Annotated in this window: 23 protein-coding genes; 9 read left to right on the top strand and 14 right to left on the bottom strand. The window is 70.2% G+C overall.

All coding sequences use genetic code 11. The annotated features are described in order from the left end of the window. The first annotated feature begins 7 nt into the window (after positions 1–7). Together HQ306_RS08625 and HQ306_RS08620 are read left to right on the top strand one after the other, a co-directional pair. Entirely contained in the window at positions 8–739 is a 732-nt protein-coding gene (locus HQ306_RS08625) for a DUF3153 domain-containing protein (protein WP_222630582.1), read from the top strand. Continuing rightward, the gene (locus tag HQ306_RS08620) at positions 736–1914 is read left to right on the top strand and encodes a glycosyltransferase family 2 protein (protein ID WP_222630580.1); all 1179 of its coding nucleotides are present in this window, start codon (positions 736–738) and stop codon (positions 1912–1914) included. Before HQ306_RS08625 ends, HQ306_RS08620 begins: the two co-directional genes overlap by 4 nt. On the opposite strand, the gene HQ306_RS08615 is transcribed toward HQ306_RS08620, so the two are convergent. Then, on the bottom strand, positions 1846–2892 hold the full coding sequence (locus tag HQ306_RS08615; RefSeq protein ID WP_081821267.1) for a methylenetetrahydrofolate reductase: 1047 nt from the start codon (positions 2890–2892) through the stop codon (positions 1846–1848). The two genes, HQ306_RS08620 and HQ306_RS08615, sit on opposite strands and share 69 nt — an antisense overlap. 222 nt (positions 2893–3114) lie before the next feature. On the opposite strand from HQ306_RS08615, the gene HQ306_RS08610 reads away from it, so the two are divergent. From HQ306_RS08610 to HQ306_RS08595, 4 genes are all read left to right on the top strand, one after another. Continuing rightward, entirely contained in the window at positions 3115–4218 is a 1104-nt protein-coding gene (locus HQ306_RS08610) for a polyprenyl synthetase family protein (RefSeq protein ID WP_222630578.1), read from the top strand. After that, a complete protein-coding gene (gene crtI / locus HQ306_RS08605; protein ID WP_222630576.1) occupies positions 4215–5783 on the top strand; it encodes a phytoene desaturase family protein in 1569 nt (522 codons plus the stop codon). The genes HQ306_RS08610 and crtI overlap by 4 nt, the downstream gene beginning before the upstream one ends. Positions 5784–5884: 101 nt before the next feature. Continuing rightward, positions 5885–7549, top strand: coding sequence for an alpha-(1->6)-mannopyranosyltransferase A (locus HQ306_RS08600; RefSeq protein ID WP_222630569.1), 1665 nt, complete (start codon positions 5885–5887; stop codon positions 7547–7549). After that, the gene (locus HQ306_RS08595; protein ID WP_222630567.1) at positions 7546–8538 is read left to right on the top strand and encodes a phytoene/squalene synthase family protein; all 993 of its coding nucleotides are present in this window, start codon (positions 7546–7548) and stop codon (positions 8536–8538) included. Before HQ306_RS08600 ends, HQ306_RS08595 begins: the two co-directional genes overlap by 4 nt. Positions 8539–8550: 12 nt before the next feature. Here the strand turns inward: HQ306_RS08595 and HQ306_RS08590 are convergent, their stop codons facing one another. Next, positions 8551–8919: an Rv2175c family DNA-binding protein gene (locus HQ306_RS08590; protein WP_027505833.1), complete on the bottom strand. Its 369-nt coding sequence runs from the start codon at positions 8917–8919 to the stop codon at positions 8551–8553. Positions 8920–9080: 161 nt separating this feature from the next. On the opposite strand from HQ306_RS08590, the gene pknB reads away from it, so the two are divergent. Continuing rightward, complete coding sequence (gene pknB / locus HQ306_RS08585) at positions 9081–11102, top strand: Stk1 family PASTA domain-containing Ser/Thr kinase (protein ID WP_308115556.1); 2022 nt, start codon at positions 9081–9083, stop codon at positions 11100–11102. A 15-nt stretch (positions 11103–11117) separates the two neighbouring features. On the opposite strand, the gene HQ306_RS08580 is transcribed toward pknB, so the two are convergent. Continuing rightward, on the bottom strand, positions 11118–12503 hold the full coding sequence (locus HQ306_RS08580; protein ID WP_027505831.1) for a class II 3-deoxy-7-phosphoheptulonate synthase: 1386 nt from the start codon (positions 12501–12503) through the stop codon (positions 11118–11120). Between the two features lie 46 nt (positions 12504–12549). Next, positions 12550–13059, bottom strand: coding sequence for a polyadenylate-specific 3'-exoribonuclease AS (locus HQ306_RS08575; protein ID WP_027505830.1), 510 nt, complete (start codon positions 13057–13059; stop codon positions 12550–12552). Between the two features lie 39 nt (positions 13060–13098). Between HQ306_RS08575 and HQ306_RS08570 the strand changes: the two genes are divergently transcribed. After that, positions 13099–14376, top strand: a complete 1278-nt coding sequence (locus HQ306_RS08570; protein WP_222630563.1) for a glycosyltransferase 87 family protein — start codon at positions 13099–13101, stop codon at positions 14374–14376. Position 14377: 1 nt separating this feature from the next. On the opposite strand, the gene HQ306_RS08565 is transcribed toward HQ306_RS08570, so the two are convergent. The 6 genes from HQ306_RS08565 to HQ306_RS08545 form a co-directional block, all read right to left on the bottom strand. Then, on the bottom strand, positions 14378–15115 hold the full coding sequence (locus HQ306_RS08565; RefSeq protein ID WP_027505828.1) for a 1-acyl-sn-glycerol-3-phosphate acyltransferase: 738 nt from the start codon (positions 15113–15115) through the stop codon (positions 14378–14380). Positions 15116–15305: 190 nt separating this feature from the next. Continuing rightward, positions 15306–16289 carry an ROK family protein gene (locus HQ306_RS08560; RefSeq protein ID WP_027505827.1) on the bottom strand — a complete coding sequence of 328 codons (984 nt, stop codon included), beginning with the start codon at positions 16287–16289 and terminating at the stop codon, positions 15306–15308. A gap of 37 nt (positions 16290–16326) precedes the next feature. Next, positions 16327–16725: a hypothetical protein gene (locus tag HQ306_RS08555; protein WP_222630548.1), complete on the bottom strand. Its 399-nt coding sequence runs from the start codon at positions 16723–16725 to the stop codon at positions 16327–16329. Beyond that, positions 16718–17944 (bottom strand): ArsA-related P-loop ATPase, encoded by a 1227-nt coding sequence (locus tag HQ306_RS08550; protein ID WP_308116147.1) that lies wholly within the window; start codon positions 17942–17944, stop codon positions 16718–16720. The genes HQ306_RS08555 and HQ306_RS08550 overlap by 8 nt, the downstream gene beginning before the upstream one ends. 29 nt (positions 17945–17973) lie before the next feature. Beyond that, complete coding sequence (locus tag HQ306_RS22155; protein ID WP_027505826.1) at positions 17974–18411, bottom strand: SRPBCC family protein; 438 nt, start codon at positions 18409–18411, stop codon at positions 17974–17976. Between the two features lie 124 nt (positions 18412–18535). After that, a complete protein-coding gene (locus HQ306_RS08545; RefSeq protein ID WP_222630538.1) occupies positions 18536–18913 on the bottom strand; it encodes a polyketide cyclase / dehydrase and lipid transport in 378 nt (125 codons plus the stop codon). Positions 18914–19048: 135 nt separating this feature from the next. Here HQ306_RS08545 and HQ306_RS08540 point away from each other — a divergent pair, with 135 nt between their 5' ends. Next, entirely contained in the window at positions 19049–20857 is a 1809-nt protein-coding gene (locus tag HQ306_RS08540) for a long-chain fatty acid--CoA ligase (RefSeq protein ID WP_027505824.1), read from the top strand. Here HQ306_RS08540 and HQ306_RS08535 read toward each other — a convergent pair. From HQ306_RS08535 to HQ306_RS08520, 4 genes are all read right to left on the bottom strand, one after another. Next, a complete protein-coding gene (locus HQ306_RS08535; protein ID WP_222630536.1) occupies positions 20845–21969 on the bottom strand; it encodes a glycosyltransferase family 4 protein in 1125 nt (374 codons plus the stop codon). The two genes, HQ306_RS08540 and HQ306_RS08535, sit on opposite strands and share 13 nt — an antisense overlap. Positions 21970–21995: 26 nt before the next feature. After that, positions 21996–23312, bottom strand: a complete 1317-nt coding sequence (locus tag HQ306_RS08530; RefSeq protein ID WP_235578979.1) for a hypothetical protein — start codon at positions 23310–23312, stop codon at positions 21996–21998. Next, the gene (locus HQ306_RS08525; RefSeq protein WP_222631415.1) at positions 23282–24283 is read right to left on the bottom strand and encodes a C40 family peptidase; all 1002 of its coding nucleotides are present in this window, start codon (positions 24281–24283) and stop codon (positions 23282–23284) included. The genes HQ306_RS08530 and HQ306_RS08525 overlap by 31 nt, the downstream gene beginning before the upstream one ends. Positions 24284–24573: 290 nt before the next feature. Further along, positions 24574–25143 carry a C40 family peptidase gene (locus HQ306_RS08520; RefSeq protein ID WP_027505820.1) on the bottom strand — a complete coding sequence of 190 codons (570 nt, stop codon included), beginning with the start codon at positions 25141–25143 and terminating at the stop codon, positions 24574–24576. Between the last annotated feature and the right edge of the window lie 2 nt (positions 25144–25145).

The raw sequence follows: 25145 nt of genomic DNA, 5'->3' as shown, positions 1-25145 counted from the left end.
TGGCACGATGACCGCTGTGCCCCACCCCGCTGCTCCTCGCACGTCGCCGCGCGTTCCCGTACCGCGCCGCGTGGTCTCCGTCCTCGTGCTCGCCCTGCTGGCGGTTCCGCTGCTGGCCGGGTGCCTCCGGGCACAGGTGTCCATGGGCGTGTCCTCGAACGACCGGGTGTCCGGCCGCATCGTCGCCGCGACGGTGCCGACGGCCGAGGGTGACACCGGACCGGGCATGGAGGTCCCCGACAGCCTGGGCAGCAAGATCCGGGTGCAGCCGTACGACTCGGACGGGTACGTCGGCAGCGAGGCGCTGTTCAGCGACCTCACGTTCGGTGACGTGCAGCAGCTCGCGGCACTGTCCGACCAGTCGGTCGGCCTCTACCAGCTGTCCCTGGTCCGCGCGGGTGACCTCGTCACTCTCGCCGGCCAGGTCGATCTGAGCTCCGTACCCGCCGAGGGCAGCGACGTGCAGTTCACCATCGCCTTCCCCGCTCGTGTCACCACCACCAACGGCGCCCGCGAGGGCGACAACGTGGTGTCCTGGAAGCTCCCCGCCGGCGAGCGCAGCACCCTGCGCGCCGAGGTGCGCTACTCGGATCCGAACACGCGCAGCTTCGCCGGGTGGGCCGGCATCGTCTTCGGTGTCACCGTGGGTATCGCGGCCATCGTCGGCGGCATGGCCTACGTCGCCCGCGACGCTTCCGGCGGACGCCGACGCGATGCGGAGTCGGCCGGCCGCCGGTGACCGCCCGGCGCCGAGCCCGGAACGCGGTCCGAGTCGGCTCTCTCGCCTCGATCGCCACCGCGGGCATCGCCCTGATCAACGCAGCGACCGCACCCCGCGTGCTGCCCTCGTCCGCGGCGACGGTGCGGGCCGGTGAGCGCATCACGGTCTGCATTCCTGCCCGTGACGAGGCAGACCGTCTCCCCGACCTGCTGCGGGATCTGCTGGCTCAGCGCTCCCGGTCCGCGATGACCGTGCTCGTGCTGGACGACGACTCGTCCGACGGGACCGCGGACGTCGCCCGGGCCGTCGTGGGTGACGATCCGCGTTTCCGGATCCTGGCGGGCCGCACGACCGAGCCGGCCGACGCGCCGGGAATGGGCAAGTCCCTCGCCTGCCTCGACCTCGGCCGCCGCGCGCTCGCGACCACCGATCCGACCCTCGTCGTCTTCCTCGACGCGGACGTGCGATTGCATCCTGACGCACTGGACGCCGCCGCGTCCGTTCTCCGCGAGCACGACGTGGCCATGCTCTGCCCGTGGCCCGCGGAGACGGCGGTGACGACGATCGAGCGGGTCGTCCAGCCTCTGCTGTCGTGGTCGTGGTCGGTGACCCTCCTCGTCCGGGCCGCCAATCGAGGCCGTCGGCCGTCGATGGGCGTGGCCAACGGGCAGTTCCTCGTGCTCGACGCACCGTCCTACCGCGTGGTCGGCGGACACGAGTGCACACGCTTCGCGGTGGCCGACGATCTGACGCTGGTGCGGCACGTCCGCTCCCGCGGTCTCCCGACGGCAGTGGCGTACGGCGGGCGAGTCGCGACGTGCCGCATGTACACCGACGCCGCGCAGGTGCGTGCCGGTCACGCGAAGTGGCTCTGGTCCCAGTTCGGCGGCGCTGCAGGCACTCTCGCCGTCTCGGCGATCGCCACAGCCGTATGGGTCCTGCCACCGATCGCGATGGCCGCGCGCGGATCGACCCGCCGGTGGGGAGTCGCCGGGTACCTGGCGGGATGGGTGTCGCGCATCGCTGCGCGGCGCGCGGAGGGCAGCGACGACTCGCTGGCCCGCGACGTCGTCACCTCGGCGCTGCACCCACTGTCCATCGCGGCGGGCTCGGCGCTGTTGGCCTCATCGGACCGGGGACGCCGCCAGGGCACTCTCGTGTGGAAGTCGCGCGTTCTGGCCACCCGGCACTGATCCGGTACCGATCCCACCCGTGCCCTCCGGAACCGGGCGGGCGAGCCCGAGATTGCCGACGACCTCACTGGTGGCCTTCGCGAAGTTCAGCGTGATGAAGTGCAGGCCGGGGGCGCCCTCGGCGATCAGTCGCTCCCCCATCTCGGTGGCGATCTCGATGCCCACCGCGCGCACGGCGGCCCGGTTCTCGTCCGGGTCGGACCCGGCCGCGGCGGACAGGCGCTTCTCGACGGATGCGGGCAGCGCAGATCCCGACAGCTCCATCGCACGCTTGACGCTGCGCAGCGACGTGATGGGCATGATCTCGGGGATGATCGGCTTGGCGCCCTGCTCCGGATCGAACGCGGCGACACGGTCACGCAGGCGGAGATAGTCCTCGACGTCGAAGAACATCTGGGTGATCGAGTACTCGGCGCCCGCACGCAGTTTCGCGACCAGATGGCGGGTGTCGTGGTCGAGATCGGGCGCGCGGTGATGTCCCTCGGGGAACGACGCGACACCGACGTGGAAGTCGCCCAGCTCGCAGACCAACCGCACCAGTTCCTCCGCGTACTCGACGCCGTCCGGATGCTTCTCCCACGGACCCAGCGGATCGCCGGGAGGGTCGCCACGCAACACGAGAATGTTGGAGATGCCGCGGTCCGCGTAGGCCCCGACCATCGCGCGCAGCTCGGTGCGGCTGTGCCCCACGGCCGTGAGGTGGGCCACGGGCAGCAGGTTGGTGACCTCCGCCAGCTCGCCGGTGACCCGCACCGTGCGATCACGCGTGGATCCGCCCGCCCCGTACGTCATGGACACGAAGGCGGGATGCATCTGCTCGAAGGTGCGCACGGCACGCCACAGGCGGTCCTCGGCGGCCTCGTCGCGAGGAGGCGAGAACTCGACGGAGAACGGAACACTCCCGTGCGCCGCGGAATTCAACCGGTCGATCACCGACGGAGTGCGGCTGACCCGCGCGCGGGAGGATTCGTCTGTCACGCCTCACAGCATAGATTCCCGCGCCGACCTGCTCGGGCCCCCAGGTCGTCCGCACCGGCGCCGTGTCCGAATACCCGGATAGAGTCGGGGGTGCCAGGACGCTGCGCCCGCGACCCGACCGCATCCCGACCGATTGCCCGCGGACACCGTCCGCCGCCCCGAACACCGGAGGAAACTCTGTCCGCCGCACCGCACAGCCCCGCCGCCCACCGACCGCTCGACGTGGAGTCCGCCGCGGACGACCGTGATCAGTGGCCGCTGGGGACGTTCGTCGATGCGGTCGAGACGTCCCTGCGCGATTTCGTCGCGACGCAACAGGCCACGGTCGACTCGGTCGGTCCCATCTACACCGACGCCGTGGCAGAGCTCACCTCCTTCGTCTTCCGCGGCGGCAAGCGGATCCGCCCCGCTTTCGCGTGGACGGGCTTCCTGGGTGCGGGCGGCGATCCGCACGCCGCCGAGGCCGACGCCGTCCTCGACGTGTGCTCCGCCCTCGAATTCGTCCAGGCGTGCGCGCTGGTGCACGACGACATCATCGACGCGTCCTCGACCCGTCGCGGATTCCCCACAGTCCACGTCACCTTCGCCGAACGGCACCGCGCGGCCGGGTGGCGCGGGAACTCGGACAAGTTCGGCGAGTCGGTCGCGATCCTGCTGGGCGACATCGCGCTCTGCTGGGCCGACGATCTCGTCCGCGCGGCGGCACTGGAAGCCGCCACGTCGGCACGCCTCGCTCCGGTGTGGTCCGCGATGCGCACCGAGGTGCTCGGCGGACAGCTGCTCGACATCGCCGTGGAGGCCAGTGGAGACGATTCCGTCGAGGCCGCGCTCCAGATCGACCGCTACAAGACGGCGGCCTACACGGTGGAACGCCCTCTCCTCATCGGCGGCACGCTCGCCGGCGCCGGCCCCGACCTGCTGGAGGTCTACAGCACGTTCGGTGCGGACATCGGCATCGCCTTCCAGCTGCGGGACGACCTGCTGGGAGTGTTCGGGGATCCGTCCGTGACCGGCAAGCCGTCCGGCGACGATCTGCGCGAGGGCAAGCGGACGGTGCTCCTCGCCGCAGCCCTGGACGCGGCGGACGAACGCGATCCCGCCACCGCGGCTGCTCTGCGCGCGGGAATCGGCACGGACCTCTCCGAGGCTGCCGTCGACGACCTGCGTGCGCACATGATCGATCTCGGTGCCGTCGACGACGTCGAGCGCCGCATCACCACACTGACCGACAGCGCCCTGGCGGCGCTGAACGCGTCCGATGTCACCGAGGACGCCAAGAGGCGGCTCACGGCCATGGCCTACACCGCCACCAGGAGAACCTCATGACGCATGCCACCGTGTCCGGACCCACCGATCACGTGATCGTCGTGGGCGCCGGTCTGTCCGGCCTCGCCGCGGCGCTCCACCTCCGCGGCACCGGTCGCGAGGTCACCGTGATCGAGAAGTCCGACACCGTCGGCGGCCGGGTGGGTTCCGTCGCGGCGCCGGGCTACCGCATCGACACGGGCGCGAGCGTTCTCACGATGCCCGACCTGATCGATCAGGCGCTCGCCGCCGTGGGTGCGACCCGCGAGTCCACCACGCCTCCCCTGCGTCTGACACCGTTGCATCCGGCGTACCACACCCGTTTCGCCGACGGCACCACCATCGACGTCCACTCCGATCCCGAGCGGATGATCGCGGAGGTCGGCGAGAAGTGCGGGTCGGACGAGGCTCGGCGCTACCGCACGCTCCGCGCGTGGATCGGATCGATGTTCGACGCGGAGTTCGACCGCTACATCGACGACAACTTCGACTCACCGCTCGACCTCGTGGGCGAGCGCAGGGCGCGAGCGAACACGCTGACCCTGCTGCGTCTCGGGGGGTTCGGAAAACTCGGAAAGCGGATCGACAAGCTCATCGACGACCCGCGACTGCGCCGCATCTTCACCTTCCAGGCTCTCTACGCCGGTGTCGCGCCCGCCAAAGCTCTCGGGGTCTACTCCGCGATCTCGCACATGGACACGTCGTTGGGTGTGTCGTTCCCGGACGGCGGAATGCAGTCGATCGCGAACGCGATGGCCGACGCGTTCGTGAGTGCGGGCGGCACGCTGCTGCTCTCCACCGGCGTGGCCGCCATCGAGAAGGGCGGGACCCGCGCTCGCGCGGTGGTGACCGAGAACGGCGAGCGGCACACGTGCGACTCCCTGATCCTCACGCCGGATCTCCTGGTGACGGATCGCCTTCTCGCCACCGCCGGCATCACCGTGCGCCGCAAGATCCGGGCGTCACCGTCCTGTGTCGTGGTGCACGGCCGCGTGCCGGTGGACGTCACCGCGCGGTGGTCGTCCCGCTCGCACCACGTCATCGACTTCGGGCACAACTGGAACGAGACGTTCGAGGAGCTCACCGCCTCGCGCGGGCGCGGCACACTCATGTCGGACCCGTCGTTGCTCATCACCCGGACCTCGCTGACCGATCCGGCTCTGCGCGTCACGCACGACGGCGTCGAGCAGGAGCCCATCTCGATCCTCGCGCCCTGCCCCAATCTCGACAGCGCGCCGTTGGACTGGTCCGCCATCACCGACCCCTACGTGCGGGAGATCCTGCTCGAGATGGATCGCCGCGGTTACACCGGCGTGTCCGAGCACCTCGAGATCGACCACATCGACACGCCGGCCACCTGGCTCGCGCAGGGGATGGTCGCGGGAACCCCGTTCTCGGCGTCGCACATCTTCCGCCAGACCGGCCCGTTCCGGCGCCGCAACCTGGTCAAGGGCATCGACAACGTCGTCCTCGCCGGGTGTGGCACCACCCCCGGAGTGGGTGTGCCGACGGTGTTGATCTCGGGTCGACTGGCCGCCGAACGCATCGATCCGTCCGTGCGTCGCTCGGCCCGTGTGGCCGTCTGACGGCGGGCCGGTTCGTCTTCCGGTCCGGAGCCTCTAAACTCACGTGAGTTCAGCCCGGCTTCCGCACGGTCGCCGGCATGTCGCGTCTTCCGGGGAGGAACATGACGACGTCCTCCCCACTCCGGGCCGCGGACGCCACCGACGAGTCGTCGTGGCGATCGACACGACGGTTCTTCGGCGGACGCGCCGGCCGCGCCACGTTGGTGGGTCTGGCCGGGTCCGCGCTCATCACCTTCGGCGGTTTCGGCTCGGGTGCCGTGCGCCGTCGTGACCCGCTGCTCGAGGCGATGCACCTGTCCTGGCTCCGCTTCGGGCACGGACTCGTCTTGTCGACCGTCATGGTGTGGATCGGCGTGCTGCTCATGATCGCCGCGTGGGTCCGTCTCGGACGCGCCACTCTCGGTCACCGGACCACGGTGCGGCAGCTGCGTTGGGTGGTGCCGCTCTGGATCGCGCCGCTCCTGCTCGCGGTCCCGATGTTCAGCCGCGACGCGTACTCCTATCTCGCACAGGGCGCCCTCCTCCGGGACGGGTTCGACCCGTACGCCGTCGGTCCCGTCGCCAATCCCGGTGTGCTGCTGGACAACGTGAGCAACGTCTGGACCACCACCACCGCGCCCTACGGCCCGCTGTTCCTCCTGCTGGGCGAGGGCATCACCTCGCTCACGGGCGACAACGTGATCGCCGGGACGATGCTCCTGCGCCTGACCATGCTGCCGGGGCTCGCCCTCACCATGTGGGCAGTTCCCCGCATCGCCCGACACTTCGGCGCGGATCCTGCCGTGGCCCTGTGGCTCGCCGTGCTCAATCCCCTGGTCCTGATCCACCTGATCGGCGGCGTCCACAACGAGATGCTCATGGTCGGTCTCATGACGGCCGGCATCGCCGCCGTCCTCGACCGCCACCACGTCGCCGGGATGGGGCTCGTCGCGGTCGCCGTGGCGATCAAGGCCACCGCGGGTATCGCGCTGCCCTTCCTGGTGTGGATCTGGATGCTCCACGAGCGCGACCGGCTCCGCACCGAGAACGAGGCGCGGGCCGAGCGTGGTGACCCGCCGCGACGCCAGCACGTCCTGCTGGTGTTCGCGAAGACCGCAGGTATCGGTTTCGCCGTGTTCGTCGCGGTGTTCGTCGTCGCGTCCCTGGTGGCCGGCGTCGGCATCGGCTGGCTGACGGCGCTCTCGGGCTCGGCCAAGATCATCAACTGGCTCTCGCTGCCGACCATCCTCGCCCACCTGGTCACGGTCTTCACCGGGTGGTTCACGGGCGCTCGGCTCGGCCCCGTGCTCGAGGTGACCAGGATGCTGTGCGCGGTGGCTCTGGCCGCGATCCTGGCCACGGCGTGGTGGCGATCGCGCCACTCGGAGCGCGGCGCACTGCTGGGCATACTCGTGTCGCTGGTGGCCATCGTGATCCTGTCCCCGGCCGCTCTCCCCTGGTACTACTCGTGGCCTCTCGCCGTCGCCGCAGGTCTCACCATGTCGGCGACCACCTTGACCGTGCTGGTGGGCCTGTCCGCCTGGCTCATGTTGGTGTTCCAGCCGGACGGGTCCATCGGTCTCTACACGTTCCCGCACGTCGTGCTGGCGACGTTCGCCGCAGTGGTCGCCGCGCTGTCGCTCCGGACGGTCGATCCCCTCCGCCTGCGGGCCGTCACACACCCGGAGCACGAGAACACGTTCGTCCCGGCCCCGCGCGTCCGCGCCGAGACCGCCCGCCCGGACCAGCCCCGTCCGGACCAGCCCAGCCAGGAGTTGACCGAGTGACCGATCTTCCCGAGGCCTACGCGCTGTGCCGGGACGTGGCGGCCGAACACGGCAAGACGTACTTCCTCGCCACCCGCCTGCTGCCGACCGACCGTCGGCCCGCGGTGCACGCGCTGTACGCGTTCGCACGCATGGTCGACGACATCATCGACGTCGACATGATCGCCGAGCGCGGCGACGACACGGCGGTCGCACTCGACCTGGCGCTGCTCACCCGCATCGAGGAGCGACTGAACGAGGGTCTCGCCTCGACCATCGCCCCGCCGACGTCGGTCCCGCCCGGACCCGACCGGCGCAACGAGCTGATCCTGGCGGCCCTGTTCGACACCGCACGTCGCTACGACATCCCGTCCGAGTACTTCACAGCCTTCATGACGTCGATGCTCATGGACGTACCGCACTCGGCGATCTACAAGGATCGCTACGCCACCATGGACGAGTTGTCGACGTACATGTACGGCTCCGCCGCCGTGATCGGGCTGCAGATGCTCCCCATCCTCGGCACCGTGTGTCCGGTCGAGGAGGCCCGCCCGACGGCGTCCGCTCTCGGCGAGGCTTTCCAGGTCACGAACTTCGTTCGCGACGCGGGCGAGGATCTCGCGCGCGACCGCATCTATCTGCCCGGCGACGTGCTCACCGCCTACGGCGTCGACGAGGACCTGCTGTGGTGGTGCCGCCGTACGGACTCCGTCGATCCGAGGGTCCGCCGCGCTCTGGCCGACATCATCGCCACCACCCGCGCGCTCTACCGCACCGCCGAGCCCGGCATCGCCCTGCTGGAACCGCGGGCGCGCGAGGGCATCCGGGTCGCGTTCGCGCTGTACCAGGACATCCTCGAAGCCGTGGAGAACGACGGTTACCGGTCGTTGTCCGTCCGCTCTCGCGTGGGCACTCCTCGGCGCGCTCGTGTCGCCGCGACCGCGGCCGGTCGAGGTCTTCTCGTCAGAGCCGGAGAACGGCTCCCGCGGCCCGGGTCACGCGCCGCCTGATCCGATCGAGCGCTAGAAGGCCATGGCCTGGGCGCGGCGGATGATCTCGCGGGCGTGGTCGCCGCGCAGCACGTCGGCCGGCATGCCCGGCAGACTGTCGTCCGGGGTGAAGAGCCACCGCAGAATCGACGGGTGGTTGTAGCCGCCGTCGAGCAGAACCGCGATCGCACCGGCGAGGTACTTGATCGGCTCGCCGTCCTCGCCGACGAACTTCGCGGGGATCGAGACCACTCGATCGCGGCGCACCGCGATCAGCTTGTGCTCACGCACCATCTGGTAGAGCTTCGTCACGGGGACGCCCATGATCTCGGCGGCGTCGGGAATCGCGATCACGGCCTCGTCGGCAGGCAGGACGTCGTCGCAGTAGGGAATGGCACTCACGCGGTCAAAGGTAGTCACGGCCCGCCGCCAGGACAATTCGCCGACGCCCGCTTCCCGCGCCGTGTTCCCGCACACGTGACTGCTACCTCATCCGTCACACTGGCTACCATCGAATGATCGGCATCGATCGATGCGAGAACACGACAGGAGAGTGGACGCAGGTGACAACGTCAGGTCCGTCGCTGCTCGGCGCGCTGCTGGACCGTCGTTACCGCGTCGACGCGCCGATCGCCCGCGGCGGTATGTCCACGGTCTACCGGGGTCTCGACCTGCGTCTGGACCGGCCCGTGGCCATCAAGATCATGGACCCCCAGTTCGCCGCCGACCCCGAGTTCGTGCGTCGCTTCGAGTTCGAGGCGCGCGCGGTCGCCCGGCTCAGCCACCCGGGTCTGGTCGCCGTCCACGATCACGGTCGCGACGGTCAGCACGCCTTCCTGGTCATGGAACTGGTCGAGGGCGGCACGCTGCGCGAGTTGCTCCGCGAACGCGGTCCCATGCCCCCGCACGCCGTCGCCGCCGTTCTCCAACCCGTACTCGACGGACTCGCGGTCGCGCACCGCGGTGGCCTCGTGCACCGCGACGTCAAACCGGAGAACGTGCTGATCTCCGACGCGGGCGAGGTCAAGATCGCCGACTTCGGTCTGGTGCGCGCCGTGGCCGCGTCGACGACGACGTCCAACAGCGTCATCCTCGGCACTGCCGCCTACCTCTCCCCCGAACAGGTGACCACCGGATCGGCCGACGCGCGCAGCGACGTGTACTCGGCGGGCATCCTGCTCTTCGAACTGCTGACCGGACGCACGCCGTTCCAGGGAGACACCTCCCTCTCGATCGCGTACCAGCGCATCGAGAACGACGTTCCGCCGCCGAGCTCGGTGATCGCAGGGGTGCCGCCCCACTTCGACGCACTGGTGCGCGACGCGACGGCGCGGCGGCCCGAGGAGCGGTTCCGCGACGCCGGCACGATGGGCGACGCGGTGCGCTCGGTCACCAGGACCCTCGCTCTGCCCCACTACCGGGTGCCGTCCCCGTCGCGGTCGGCCGAGCATCTGAGCGCCGAGACGCTGAACGCTCCGCGCCCCTACGCTCCGCAGGCTCCGCGTACTCCGGAGACGGAGATCGTGTCGGTCCCCGCGGACGACTTCTCCGCCGCCTCCGACCGCGGGCAGCCGTCCACCGGCGGCGTTCAGCACACGCGGATGGTGACCACCGCGACTCCCCGCGGCGCCGACGAACCGCGGTCCACCGCCGCCGAGCCGGTGGACCGGAAAGCCTTCGCGTTCCCGGACTTCGACGCGGACAAGCGCAGGTCGCGTCGAGTCGCACTCACGTGGCTCGCGATCGTCGTGATCGTGGCGATCCTGCTCGGCACCGTCGGCTGGTGGGCCGGGTCCGGCCGCTTCACCGCGGTGCCGGCGATCGACGGGCTCGACCGATCCACCGCCGTCTCCGCCATCGAGGCGGCCGATCTCTCGGCGACCGTCGAGGGCCGCTACACCGACAGCGATCCCGTGGACCGATTACTCGGAACCGATCCTCCCGCAGGGTCACGGATCGCCCGGGGCGAGACCGTGACCCTTCTCGTTTCTCAGGGCAGGCCCACAGTCCCGGCCCTCGGGAACGCGGACTCGACCGCGGTGGAGGCGGCACTGCGGGAGCGGACGTTCGTCCCCGTGGACGGCGGTGACGCCTTCAGCAGCGCCGCACCCGTCGGTGCGGTCGCTGCACTCGACCCCGCGCCCGGGACGGTCCTGCCGGTGGGCAGCGAGGTCCGGGTGGTGACCAGCAAGGGCGCTCCCCCCGTCGACGTTCCCGACGTCCGGGGCGAGACGGAGCAGCAGGCGCGCGCAGAACTCGATCGGGTCGGCATCACTGTGGCGACGGTGGACTCCGTCTTCGACGAGGACGTCGACGGTGGCCGTGTCATCGGGACCGACCCGGCGAGCGGCACGTCCGTGACCGCGGGATCGACCGTCACGCTGCGGGTGTCGACGGCCGTGGAGGTGCCCTCGATGCTCGGACGTACCGTCGGCTCGGCGCGGTCGGAACTCGAACGCCTGGGGCTCACCGTGGTGGTGCGCCAGGTCGCGCAGACGGATCGCTCGCTCGTCATCGCCCAGTCGCCCGGTCAGGGCGACCGAGTGCAGAAGGGCAGCACGGTCACTCTGACCGCGCTGCCCTGAGTTCTGCTCCGGCGATCAGCCGCGCAGCATCTCCGCGACGAGGAAGGCCAGCTCGAGGGACTGCTGCGTGTTCAGTCGCGGGTCGCAGGCCGTCTCGTACCGTCCGGACAGATCGAGGTCCGAGATGTCCTGGGCGCCGCCGAGGCACTCGGTGACGTTCTCACCGGTGAGCTCGACGTGGATGCCACCCGGGTGCGTCCCGAGCTCGTTGTGCACCTCGAAGAAGCCCTGGACCTCGTCGACGATGCGGTCGAAGTGGCGCGTCTTGTAGCCGGTGGACGCCTCGTGCGTGTTGCCGTGCATGGGGTCGCACTGCCAGATGACCTGGTGACCGGTGGCCTGCACCTTCTCGATGATGGGCGGCAGCAGGTCCCGAACCTTGCCGTTGCCCATGCGCGAGATCAGCGTCAACCGGCCGGGCTTGTTGGTCGGGTCGAGCCGCTCGACGTACTCGACGGCCATCTCGGGCGTCGTGCTGGGACCGATCTTCAGTCCGATGGGGTTGGAGACCAGCTCGGCGAACGCGATGTGCGCGCCGTCCAGCTGCCGCGTGCGGTCGCCGATCCACAGGAAGTGTGCCGACAGGTCGTAGAGCTTGGCGTGCTCGTCGTCGTTGTCCAGACGCAGCATCGCGCGCTCGTAATCGAGCACGAGCGCCTCGTGAGAGGCGTAGATGGTGGCCTGGTGCAGGTTCGGATCCGTGACGCCGCACGCGTCCATGAACTTGAGACCGTTGTCGATCTCGGAGGCGAGCTGCTCGTACCGGGCACCGGCCGGCGAGTTCTGCACGAACTCGCGGTTCCAGTCGTGCACCTTGTGCAGGTCGGCCATGCCGGCGCCGGTGAGCGCGCGCACCAGGTTCATCGCGGCGCTGGCGTTGGCGTAGGCGCGGACCAGGCGCGACGGGTCGTGCTGGCGGACGGCGTCGTCGGCCACGAGGGAGTTGACCATGTCGCCGCGGTAGGACTTCAGGCCCAGAGCGTCCACGTCGGAGGAGCGGGGCTTGGCGTACTGGCCGGCGATGCGCGCGACCTTCACCACGGGCATCGACGCGCCGTAGGTGAGCACGACGGCCATCTGCAGCAGCGTGCGGATGTTGCCCTTGATGTGGGGCTCGGTGTTGTCGACGAAGGTCTCGGCGCAGTCACCGCCCTGCAGCAGGAACGCCTCGCCGCGGGCGACGGACGCGAGCTTCTCCGACAGCGCCTCGACCTCGCTGGCGACCGTGATGGGCGGCACGCTCTCGAGGACCTTGCGCATGGCCTCCGCCTGATCGGCGGGCCAGCTGGGCTGCTGCGCCGCCGGCTTGGCCAGCGCCACGTCGAGTTGCTCGCGCATCGACTCGGGCAGCGGGGGAAGCTCGGGCAAGCGTTCGATCGGAACGTCGACAGTCCAGTTCACGCGTACAGAGTAGTCGCCCGCTCCGACGGCCGGGACCAGCGGTGTGTCACTCCCGACCGGACCACGCTCTCGCGGCCTCGACGGCCCGGAACTTCGCGAGATTGTGCCGGGCGTCGGCGAGCGCGTCGTGCGAGTCGTCCGGCACCGGCGGCAGCGCGGGCGACCCGTGCTCCTCCCAGTACTGCTTCAACTCCCGCGTGTACCGCGGCATGATCCGCGGGAGCGCCGTCATCGAACCCCACAGCTGGCACAGCGCGACGTGGTCGTACGCCGCCACCCAGGCCCACATCTCGACGGTCGGTCCGACGGTGCCGTGCGGCGCCGACACGAACTCGAGAATGTCGTCGCGGATGCGGCTGCGCGAGCGCCAGAGCGGCGACGAGAACGGCGGGAGCTTCGGCAGGACGTTGCGGCGGACCCAGGTGCCCGCGCGCTCGGGATCGAACTCCGTGGACACGGCGTAATATTCACGCCCGTCCTCCGCCACGATCCCGATGGACACCAGATCGATCGTGCGGCCGTCCTCGATGAACTCGCAGTCGTAGAAGTAACGCACGTCTGCGAGCCTAGGTCACCGAAAGGATCCACCCCGACCATGACGTGGACTCTGCCGTCCGCCCCTCCCTACACCGGGCCGGGGGCGTCGCTGCCCCGACCGGTCGCCGTGATCGCGAAGGTCGCGGTGTGCGTCGGGCTCGTGGCGGGCATCGCGTTCAACGTGGTCGGTCTGCCCCCGCTGCGGGAGTGGGGTGCGATCTACCGGCTCGACCTCGACGTGTACCGCATCGGTGGCCGCGCTCTGCTCGACGGCGTGAATCTCTACGGAGTCCTGCCGCGCACCTCGGTGAACATCCCGCTGCCGTTCACCTATCCCCCGATGGCCGCGGTGTCCTTCGCGCCGATGGCGGTCCTCCCGCTGCCGGCGGCCTCGTTGATCATGACGGCGATGACGATGATCCTGCTCGCCGTCACGGTGGCGGTGTGCCTGCGCTCTCTGGTGCACCTGTCGGCCGGGACGACGGCGTGGGTCACGGGCGGCATCACCGCGATCGCGTTCGCGCTCGAACCGGTGTGGTCCACCCTCGACTACGGGCAGATCAACGTCGTGTTGATGTGCCTCGTCGTTCTCGACGTCCTGCTGAAGCGCACCCCGTGGCCGCGCGGTCTGCTCATCGGCTTCGTCACGGCCATCAAGCTCACGCCGGCGGTGTTCGTCCTCTACTTCCTGCTGCGCAAGCAGTACCGGGCGGCCGTGGTCACCGGCCTGTCGTTCCTCGGGTTCACGGCACTCGGATTCGTCGCGACGTTCCGCGACTCGGTGCAGTACTGGACCGAGGTGCTGCTCGACTCGGACCGCATCGGCGGGCCGGGGTACATCTCGAACCAGTCCCTCACCGGGATGCTCGCGCGGCTGGGTCTCGCGGACGGCCCGCGGACGATCGTCTGGATGGTGTGCAGCGCCGTCGTGGGGCTGGTGGCCCTCGTCGCGATGCGACGCGCTCTGGCGGCACACGAGTACCTGCTGGCCCTGTGCGTCAATGCCGCTCTGGGCCTGCTGGTCTCACCGGTGTCGTGGTCGCATCACTGGGTGTGGACGGTGCCGATGCTGATGGTCCTGGTGCACGTCGGCGTGACGCGGCGCGCCCCCGCACTGGTGGCCCTCGCCGTGATCGGCGCAGTGCTGCTGCACTATCCGTCGCACTGGCGCCTCGCGCCCGGACGCTGGAACGGCCTGGGCTGGCCCCTGTGGGACCAGATCCAGGCCTCGTCCTACGTGTGGTGGGGACTGGTGTTCGTGATCGCGGTGGCGGCGGTGCCGCTGCGCGATCGACGCAGTCCCGAACGCCCCGGGGTGACCGCCGAGGCGGTCTGACTCAGCCCGCGCGGGTGTCGGGGATGCGCGCGGCCTCGGTCGACGGAGCCGGATCCACCACGGGGGCGGGCGTCTTCTTCATGCTCGCCGCGTACACGTCGACGTACTGCTGACCACTGAGCTTCATGAGCTCGTACATCACCTCGTCGGTGACGGCGCGCTCGACGAACCGGTTGCCGGCCATGCCCTCGTACCGCGAGAAGTCCAGCGGCTTACCGAACTTCACGCCGAGCTTGGTGGGGCGCGGAATCCGCGAGCCGATGGGATTCATCTTCGCGGTGCCGATCATCGCGACCGGAATCACCGGGACGCCGCTCTCGAGAGCCAGACGCGCCATACCCGTCTTGCCCTTGTAGAGCCGATCGTCCGGCGAGCGCGTGCCCTCCGGGTAGATACCCAGCACCTTGTTCTTCGCCAGCACGCGCAGTCCCGCGTCGAGCGCGTCCTGCGCGGCGGAGGCACCGGTGCGATCGATCGGGACCTGTCCCGCCGACGAGAAGAACCACTTCTGGAAGCGGCCCTTGAGGCCCTTGCCGGTGAAGTACTCGCTCTTCGCGAGGAACGTGATGCGACGCGGCACGACCAGGCATGCGTAGAACGAATCGAACACCGCCTGGTGGTTGCTGGCGAGAATCACCGGCCCGTCGTCGGGGATGTTCTCCAGGCCCTCCACGCGAGGACGGCCCATCACCTGCAACACCGGCCCGAGAAGGACGTACTTGAATATCCAGTACCACATGCCCGACATGCCTTTCTCGAAGTACCCGCGACCCGCACCGCGATGCCCGCGGCCCGCTCGGACATCTCGTGGGCGTAACTGTACCGGGGCTTTATGACACCAGCCACAGTTCGAGCGTCAGCTCGGACACATCTCACACCGCCGTCATCACCCGGCCATCGGCCGGACACGAATCCCTCCGCCGAACCGGTCAGGCGCGTGCCGCGCCCACCTCGACGCGCGCCAGCTCGGCCGCGCCGATCATGCCCGCGGCCTCCCCCAACTGGGTTCCGCGTATCCGGGCGAGGGGCCGGTGGCCGGCGCCCGTGATCTGCGCGGCGTAGTGCTCACGGGCGGTGTCCAGGAACAGCGCGGACGACGTGGCGACGCCGCCGGCGATGACCATCCGGTCGGGGTCGTAGACGTCCGACACCAGCGCCAGTCCGATGCCGAGCCACCGTGCGAACTCGGACATCGTCTCGATGGCCACCAGGTCACCGTCCTGCGCGGCGTTGGCGATGCGTCGACCGGTGAGGGATCCGGGATCGAGGAAGGCCTCACGCGCGAGCACCGTCGATCCCCGCGGGTTGGCGGCGAGGAGCTCGATCGCCGTGTCCACCAATGCGGTACCGCTGCAGTAGCGCTCCCAGCAGCCGCGCTTGCCGCACGCGCACTGACGCCCGTCGGGAACCACCTGCAGGTGGCCGAGTTCCGGCGCGATGCCGTAGCTGCCGCGGTAGAGCTTGCCGTCGATGAGGAGTGCGGCGCCGATGCCGGTGCCGATCGCGATCATGACGACGTTCCCACCGCCCGCGGCCGCACCGAAGCGGTGTTCCGCCCACGCGGCGGCGTTGGCGTCGTGCTCGAGGATGACCGGGATGCCGAGGCGTTCCGTCATCTCTCGCGCGACCGGGCGGTTCACCCACGGCAGGTGGGGGGCGAAACGCACGACGGTGCGGTCGGAGTTGATGAACCCGGCGACGGCGAGACCGACGGCCGCGATGTCGTGGCGGCTCGCGAGTTCACGCACGGCCCGGTCGATGCCGTTCTCGAGTGCGCGGGAGGACTGCGGCGTGGGCGCCTGGGTGGAGTCGAGCACCTGGCCGTCGACGTCGACCACCGACGCGCGGATGCTGGTGCCGCCCACGTCGATGCCGATGGTCAGAGGCCGGCTGGACCGGGACTGGGCGCTCACGTCTGCGGCATCCTCACGTGGTGGCGGGCGACCGGTGTCACCGGTCGCGATCGGGTCTGCGTGCCGGGTCGGGTTCACGCGTCCTGGTCACCGTAATCGGCTGGTAGCTCGCGGGGCGAACGACGGGTGGCGCAGCGCCCTCCGGCGCGTCGGCTCGTTCCGCGGCGCCGGGCGTGTGTCGCCCCGAACCGTGGGTCTGCAGGAAGTCCCGGAGCACGTCGATCAGACCGTCCATCTCACCGGTGACCAGCGTCAGCAGATCGTGGCGTTCCCCGCGCAGGGCGGCGGCGAGAGCGCAGAACGGGCACCAGGAGCAGCCCTGCCACTCGGGCGCGTCCTCGGTGTCGAGGCGGCGCAGCACCGGCTCGACCCGGTCGATGAGCAACTCGGCCAGCACCCGGAGCTCGGCCGCCAGGTCCCGCCGGCCCTCATCCATCGCCGGACTCCCCCGGTACGTCCGTCTTCTGCAGGTTCTCCGGCCACAGCGCCGGGTCGGGGGCGAAGGTCACGGACAGCACGCCGTCGTCGACGCCGGCACCGGTGACCACGCACCGACGCAGCACCGACGCCAACCGCAGTCGTCGTCGACTGCCCTGCGCACTCACGATCACGTCGTCCTCCACCCGACCCACCGCCACCGAGTCCGTGTCGACGAACGGCAGCGGGACGTCCATCACGTACACCGAGTCCAGGCCCTGCCCGGACTCGTGCCGCACCCGCGGCGACAGCGCGGGCAGCGCGCCGCCGTGTCCGGCCGCCACCTGCCCGTTCAGGTCGGCCGCGACGGCCCCCAGAGCAGTCGACCCTACCGGCTCGGTGGGCTGGGCCGACACGACGTCGACGCGGAGGTCGCCCACCGCGCCGCGGAACTCCGCCAGCGCCGCGCGATGCTCCGCGTGCGCCCGGTCCATCCAGAACACGCCGGGATGCGTGCCCAGCACGGACGACGGCGCCCCGGCCCCGAGGTCCGGGATCACCCCCACGGCCACCACACGATCGACGCGGACGCCGTGGAAACTGGTGACGGCCACCAGCTCTCGCGCCGTTGCGAAGGACCGCGCAGTCGGACGCGAGACTACGACGGCAGAGGTCCGTCCGTCGTCCTCGAGCACGGCGGTGACCGACGTCGCCGCCGCCACGACACGATCGACGAGCTCCACCAGGACGGCCGCGCGGACGTCCTGGCCCGTCGAGGCCACGACGCGGGCATGACGTGGCCAGATGCGTTCGACGTACCCCGCGACAGCTCCGGGGGTCGCGACGATCTCCCGCCAGGACATCGGTCCGGGGCAGTCGACGATCACGTCGTCCCACTCGCCGCTGTCGGCGACGCGCACCACCTCGAGCAGCGCGGTGAGCGGCTCGGCGCCCGGCAGCGACGTCAGCTCCTCGGGATCCGGCAGCGTCGGACCGGCGCCGTGGTCGTGGCGTCCGGCCATCGCCAGAGCCGTGGTCAGCAGGCGGTACTGCGATTCGAGAACGGCCGAGGGGTCGATGCGCAGCACCTCGACGGCGACGTCGGGCACCAGGTCCGACGGATCCGCGCCGTCGACGGACGCGAGAAGCACACGCCGACCGGCGCGGTGTGCGTCGACGGCCAGGGCCGCGGCGACGGTGGACTTGCCCGCACCGCCGGCTCCGACGACGAACGTGATCCGCGCGGCGGTCTCGGGAACGCGATCGCTCAGCCTTCGACTCGCTTCTTCAATTCCTTCAACGCGGTGTCGGTGATGACCTTCTCCGCCTTGCGCTTGAACAAGCCGATCATGGGAATGGCGAGATCGACCGTCAGTTCGTAGGTCACCTCGGTGCTTCCGGCACCTTTCTCGGTGAGCACATAGGACCCGACCTGGGACTTCTGCATCTCCCCCGCGACGAGCGTCCACGACACCGCGGTGCCGTCCGGCCGCCAGTCGTACTCGAGCTCGTAGGTGTCCTTGACCATGCCCGCGTCGAGCACGAACCGGACCCGGCGAGCCCGGCCGGACTCCCCCTCCTCGAGGATCTCGACCGACTTGGCCGCGGTGACCCATTCCGGATACCTGGGGAAATCGGCGATGACCGCCATCACCTCGTCCGGCGCCGCTCCGACGACGATCGATTTCGTGGTCTTGTCTGCCATGGAACTCGTTCCCTCCGCGCCGCGTGCCGTCACCTGATCGGCGTCCGTGTACCCACATGATCGACCGTCCGGTGGCACCGCCCGAACGGCGGGGTCGGTTCCTGTCGCCGCGAGTACCCGCGAGTCAGGACCGAAGCCCCGGGACCGGCGGTTCTCCCGCCGCCCGCCCGGCCTCGAGGAGCGCCTTGATCTCGAACGACATCTGCTTGCCCAGTACTCGTCGGCGGTGGGTGGACGGTTCCTGCACTCCGTCGGTCGGCTCCGCGTGCAGGAAGTAGTGGAGTACGACGCCGTCGAGCATCGGCTCGAGCCACACCTCCATGGTTCCCCGGAGCTGTCCCGCGACGACCCATCGGACACCCTTCTCGGCCCGGTCCTCCTGGACCGTGACGGTGAGACCCGGGAACCAGGCCCGCCATCGACGGGTGTCCGACACGAGCGCCGCGACGTCCTCGGCCCGCGCCGCGACGAACGTCTGGTCGGCGACCTGCACACTGCTCATGCGGACCAGAATCCCACGTGCCCTCGTCGACGGCGTCGACGACCTCGGTCGACGAGCACGTGCCGGTGACATCCGGGGAATGGACAGGATTACTGTGAAGCCTCGTCCGAAACCGCTACGACATCGGAGGAATCCGTGCGCGAGTTCACCGTCCCGGCACCATTCACCATCGAGGACGACGCGTCGGTGGTCGACGCCGTGTTCGCGCACGAGAAGACTCGGCCCGACGTCGTGGTGTACCGCCGCGCCACCCGCGACGGGTGGTCGGACGTCCGCGCAGCGGACTTCGCGGCCCAGGTTCGCGCAGTGGCCAAGGGGCTCATCGCATCCGGCGTCAAGCAGGGCGACCGGGTCGCCCTCATGTCGTCGACCCGCTACGAGTGGCCCCTGCTCGACTACGCGATCTGGTCCGCCGGCGCCGTCACCGTTCCGGTGTACGAGACGTCGTCGTCGGACCAGGTGCGGTGGATCCTCGAGAACTCGGGCGCCGCCGCGATGATCGCCGAGACGGTGGCCCACACGAACATCCTCACCGACATCCTTCCCGTGCTGCCGGGTGTCGCGACGGTACTGCAGATCGACGCCTCCGCCGAGCGGCCCGGCGCCATCGACGTCCTCACCGACGCCGGTGCCCAGATCACCGACGCGACGGTGGCCGACCGCGTCGCGGCGCTGCGCTCCTCGGACCCGGCGACGCTCGTCTTCACCTCCGGCACCACGGGACGGCCGAAGGGCTGCGTGCTCACGCACTCCAACCTGATCGCCGAGTCCCGCGGTATCGCCGCCAGTTCCATCGGCCGCATGCTCACCGAGGGACGCACCACCCTGATGTTCCTGCCGATGGCCCACGTGCTGGCACGTGCGGTGTCCATCGCCGCCTTCGACCAGGGCGCGACACTCGGGCACACCCACGACATCCCGCACCTCGTCGACAACTTCGGCTCGTTCCGACCGCACTTCATCCTCAGCGTCCCGCGCGTGTTCGAGAAGGTCTACAACACCGCGCGTCAGAAGGCTCACGGCGACGGCAAGGGCAAGATCTTCGACGCGGCCGCCGACACCGCCGTCGCCTACAGCGCGGCGCGGGACACCGGTGGCCCGTCGATCGTGCTGCGCGCCAAGCACGCTCTGTTCGACCGTCTGGTCTACGGCAAGCTTCGCGCAGCGCTCGGTGGGCAGTGCGAACTCGCCATCTCGGGCGGCGCCCCGCTGGGTGAGCGCCTCGCGCACTTCTACCGCGGCATCGGTGTGACCATCTACGAGGGTTACGGCCTGACCGAGACCACCGCCGCGGCAGCGGTGAACACGCCGGACGAACAGCGCATCGGCACCGTAGGAAAGCCGTTGCCGGGCAACGCCGTCCGCATCGCCGACGACGGCGAGATCCTGCTCAAGGGCGGCGTGGTCTTCGAGGGCTACTGGAAGAACGACGACGCCACCGCCGAGGCGCTGACCGACGGGTGGTTCCACACCGGCGATCTCGGCGCCGTGGACGAGGACGGCTTCATCGCCATCACCGGGCGCAAGAAGGAGATCATCGTGACGGCGGGTGGCAAGAACGTCTCACCCGCCGGCCTCGAGGACTCGCTGCGGGCCAGTGCGCTCATCGGTCAGGCCATGGTCGTCGGTGACCAGAAGCCGTTCATCGGCGCGCTCATCACCATCGACCCCGACGCGTTCCCCGGCTGGAAGCAGCGCAACGGCAAAGACGAGGGCGCCACCGTCGCCGACCTGACGAAGGATCCCGACCTCGTCGCGGAGATCGACGCTGCCGTGGCCGAAGCCAACAAGACGGTCTCGCACGCGGAGTCCATCAAGAAGTACCGGATCCTGCCGGCGGACTTCACCGAAGAGGGCGGCGAGCTGACCCCGACGATGAAGCTCAAGCGCGCCGTGGTCCAGAAGTCCTACGCGAGCGACATCGAGGCCATCTACAGCAAGTGAGCCAGTCGGGCGGCGAGGTCGTCCCACCGCCACTCGGTGGAGACGAACCCGCGTCCCGCGGCCCCCATCGCCGCGGCGCGGTCACGATCGGACAGCACGTCCACGACGGCGCGCCGGACGTCGTCGACCGAGGTGCCGTCGACGGTTGTGCCGGTGACGCCCTCGACGACGGTCTCCGGCGCTCCACCCGACCGGCCCGCGACCACCGGCACGCCGGACGCGGACGCCTCGAGGAACACGATGCCCAGGCCCTCGACGTCCAGACCGGCACCGCGGGTGCGACACGGCATGGCGAACACGTCGGCGAGGGTGTGGTGTGCCGCCAGTTCCTCGGCCGGCACCGACCCCGTGAACACGACGTGATCCGCCACCCCGCACGACTGCGCCAGAGCCCGCAGGGTGTCGCCGTACGGACCGCCGCCGACGACGACCAACACGGCCCCGTCGATCTCCGCGCGAATCCCCGGTAGCGCCCGGATCAGCATGTCCTGCCCCTTGCGCGGCACCAACCGCGACAGGCACAGGACGGTCGGCCGATCACCCAGGCCGTAGCGCGCGCGCAGTGTCTCCCGTGCCGACGTGTCGGGCGCGAACACGGTCGAGTCGACCCCCGGCGGCACGTGTTCGAGGGCCGCGTCCGCCCCGAAGGCCGCGGCGAATCGGCCCCGCGTGTAACGGCTGACGAAGGTGACGACGTCCGCCGTCGAGCCGATACGACCGAGCACCTGCCGCGCCGCCGGCAGCATCGACCAGCCCACCTCGTGACCGTGGGTGGAGGCCACGACGCGCTCGGCTCCGGCACGGCGCAGGTGCGGTCCGAGCACGGCGAGCGGAGCAGCGGCCCCGAACCACACCGTGTCGCACTGTCGGTCGGCCACCAGCCTGGCCGCTCGACGGGCAACGGCCGGTGTCGGAAGCATCAACGTCGTCGGGTGCCGCACCACCTCGAAGGGCTGCTCCGCGTCGAACCGCACGTGGGAGTCGCCACGCCACCGCGGTGCGTAGACCACCAGTTCGTCCGCGGGCAACAGCTGGGCGAAGGTGTGCAGATACGACTGGATGCCGCCGCGCCGCGGAGGAAAGTCATTGGTCACCAGCAGCGTTCGACGCATGGGACCACCGTAGACGGAGACCGCCGTCAGCTCTGCCCGGCGGCCTGTTCCGCCACCCACTGCCCCCACTGCGCGAGGAAGTCGACGGTGCCGAAGCCCAGCGTGGCCGAGAAGACCGAGTCGGTCACGGTGGGATCGGTCGGTCCGGCCGCGAAACGGTCGTACAGCTGCCGGAGCACCGGCTCCCCGAACCGGTCGGCGACGAACGAGGCCACCGACCAGGCGGACTCGTACGCGATCGATCCGCGACTGCCACCCGCGGCGAAGTCCGAGTCCTCCGGGAGGACCCTGGGCGGTCCCGCCGCGCGGACCACGGCCGCGAGGGTGGGCGCGATCTCGTCGAAGGACAGTCCCGAGCCTCGATAGCCCGAGTAGTCGGCGAAACCCTCGAGCATCCACAGGGGCGCGTCCTCCCCGGTGACCGCGCGCATGGCCACGTGGGTGAGCTCGTGGCGCAGCACGGTGCGGCGGGTCGAGTCGGTGAGCCGGTCCGGCGCAGTCGGGCCGAAGACGATGCGCTGGCCGGTGACCAGGCCCCCGCGGACCGGATCCGCGATCGTCGAGGCCGCGACATCGGTGGACGTGAATCCGTCTGCCGCGCTGATGAACTCGGCATCGGAACCGGTGACCGTCAGGACCGCGCGGCGAGACCATCCGAGCCCGGCGAACTCGGTCACGGCCGCCACCGCGGAGGGCAGCTCCGCCGCGAGGTCGTCGATGAAGGCGCGCTGCGCCTCGTGACCCACGACGAGCGACGTGGTCGACCCGGTGGCGACTCGCTCCGTGACCACCGGCCCGAAGTCCCACGGGCCACGCCACGTGGTGCGCCCGTACTGCGGCAGGTCGGCATCGGAGACCAGACGCCACGTGTCGCCCCGACGAGCGACGACGAGTGCGATGTCGCGACTCGTGGAACCGATGTCGGCGTCGGCCCAGGCGTAGCGCAGTGCGACGTTCGGCGCCCACACCTCGGTGGCCGCGAGTGCATCCGCCCGATCGACCGGCACCGGAGTCTCCGGACCCGGAGTGATCTCGTAGCCGAAGTCGGACAGCGGCAGACCGCGCAGCGCCTGCGCGCGGGCGATCTCGCGATCAGCGAATCCCGGGTCAGCGTCGGAGTCGATCAACTCGCGCAGCGCGGCCTCGTCGTCGGAGCGGAGTGCGGCCGTCCATGAGTCGAGCAGTGCCGTGACACCGACGGTGCGGGCGTCCGGGCCCGCAGTCGTCGTGGGCGTCTGCTCGTCGGGTGCCGACGGCGAACACGCCACCAGAAGGGAGAGAACCAGGCCCAGCGCCGCCAGGGCGCGGACCGTCAGTAGCGGCGAGCGCCGTAGAAGGGCCACGATGCCATCGACTCGACACGAACGGGAACACCGAAGGTCGATGCATGGACCACGTTGCCGTTACCGGCGTAGAGACCCACGTGCGATGCGTCGGGATAGAACAGGACCACGTCGCCGGGCTGGAGGTTCGCCTTGTCGACGGGGGTGCCGCCGGCGCCCTGCGCCTGACTCGACCGCGGGAGAGTCTTACCGATCTGCTTGTAGGCCCACACCACGAGGCCCGAGCAGTCGTACCCGTCCGGGCCGGTCGCACCCCACACGTACGGCTTGCCGATCTGCGTGAACGCGGCCGACAGTGCTCCGGCCTGCGATCCCGGCGGGAGGGCGCCGAGGATGGCGGAGGGATCGAAGCCCGGCGGGAACGCGGCGCCGGCCAGCCCCTGCTTCTCCGTGTCGGACAGCGAACCGAACGCGGCGACGACATCGGCTATCTCGCTCTGCAGACGGCTCTGCTTGCCCTGCAGGTCGTCGCTGACAGCCTTCGCCTGCTCCGTGGCCACCCGGGCCGCGTCGGCGGACTGCTGTGACGCCGCCTCGGCTGCCGCTGCGGCGTCGCTGGCCTCCCGGAAGGTGCCGACGGTGGCGGCCGCGTCGGTGGAGATGATGTCGAGAGCGGACATCTGGTCGAGCAACTGCTGCGGGGAATCACTGACCATGACCGCGAAGAGCCGGTTCGTCCGAGCGCCCTGGTAGTTGGCACGGGCGATCTTGTCGACGGCGGGCCGCACCGTGTCGATCTGCGCCGTGGCCGCGTCGAGGGCGGCACGGTCGGCGTCGTGTCGAGCGTCCGCCTCCTGCTGGGCGGCGAGCTTCGCGTCGAGCTCGATCTGGGCGTTGTGCATCGCCTCGGTGGTCTGCTCGGACTCGCGCGAGAGATCGGTGAGCTTCGTGACCGCCTCGGAGGCGGACGCGCCGGGAACCGGGTCGGCGCCGGCGGGACCGGCGGGGAGGACGGCGATCGCCGCTGTCATCGCACTCGCGATCACCAGTCCACGCAGTCTCGTACGAGAAGTGGGACGAACGCGGGGGTGGACCGATGACGGCACGATGAACGGTTCTCCGATCTGGACGAGTCCGGGTCGCTCGGCGGCGCGGATGATGGCCGAGGACGTCACGGAAAGATTACGACGCGAACGATGATTCTGTCCACGAAGCCCGAGAACCCGTCGAAAACGGCGGATTCACCGACTGACGCCGCACAGAACCGACCGGGCGATCGGTTTCGTGCGGCGTCAGGGTGTCGAGCGAAGGTGTCGCTGCGTCAGGCGTAGCGACGTGCGCCGTCGAAGGGCATCGACGACAGCGGAGCGATCTTGACGGGCTGGCTCTCGGTGGACGCGTGGACGACGTTGCCGTTGCCCACGTACATGCCGGAGTGCGAGCCGCCGTAGAAGGACACGACGTCGCCGGGCTTCAGATCCGCCTGCGAGACGGGCACGCCGGCCGCGGCCTGGTCGTAGCTCGTGCGGGGAAGCTCGATACCGGCCTGCTGGTACGCCCACTTCATGAGACCGGAGCAGTCGAACGCACTGGGGCCTGCGGCTCCGTAGACGTACGGTGCGCCGACCTTGCTCTCGGCTGCCTGCACGGCGACCTGCGCGGCGCTGGACTGCGGTGCGGCCGGGCCGGGAAGCGCGGGGACCTGCGGCATGGGGGGAAGCTGGCTCAGGATCTGGTCCGGGACCTCGAAGGTGCCGATACCGGGGATCTCCACCGGTGCCGCGAAGGCGGGGGCGGCGGGGATGGCGACAGCGCCTGCGGTGAGCGCGCCGGCGACGAGAACGTTGCGGACCGGCCGCGAGGCAGTGCTGGGTTTGCGGTGTTTCGCCACGA

This window comes from Rhodococcus sp. BP-160 (assembly GCF_019836205.1).
GTDB lineage: Bacteria > Actinomycetota > Actinomycetes > Mycobacteriales > Mycobacteriaceae > Rhodococcoides.
The sequence above is the reverse complement of the archived record's forward strand: the minus strand, read 5'-3'. Positions and strand labels throughout refer to the sequence as shown.